The following is a 357-nucleotide window of genomic DNA, read 5'->3' as shown; positions in this document are numbered from 1 at the left end:
TCCAGCCATCCACGGTCCAGGGCCGCGTACAGAGCACCGTGCCCGCGTCGGTGCTCGACCGCCAAGGAGAGCTCGACCAGGGTTTTCACCGGCCCGTCCGTGCACAGCACCGCGTCGGTGAGCTCGAAGAGCGCGTCCGCCCGCTTGTAGAGGCACTCGTAGAACTCGACCCGAAAGCGGGACAACAGGCCCAACGCCTCGATTCCGGGCACACCGACAGGCAGACTCATGGGCAGCGGCCGTTCTCTCGTGCTTTGTGACTCGACATCTCGAAGCGTGGAGAACGGCCGTCTCCGCTGTCCCGTGAAGAACCGCAGGTCAGCAGGACGAGTGACCCGCGAGGTTAAACGCCAAGCT

Annotated in this window: 1 protein-coding gene; it reads right to left on the bottom strand. The window is 65.0% G+C overall.

From position 1 onward, the window contains the following. Positions 1 to 230 (bottom strand): transposase (locus tag VT52_RS34185; RefSeq protein ID WP_079175459.1); only part of this gene is annotated, 230 nt, incomplete at its 3' end. Between the last annotated feature and the right edge of the window lie 127 nt (positions 231 to 357).

This window comes from Streptomyces malaysiense (genome assembly GCF_000980885.2).
Classification (GTDB): Bacteria; Actinomycetota; Actinomycetes; order Streptomycetales; family Streptomycetaceae; genus Streptomyces; species Streptomyces malaysiense.
Note: the sequence above shows the minus strand (reverse complement) of the source record. Positions and strands in the feature narration are given on the sequence as shown.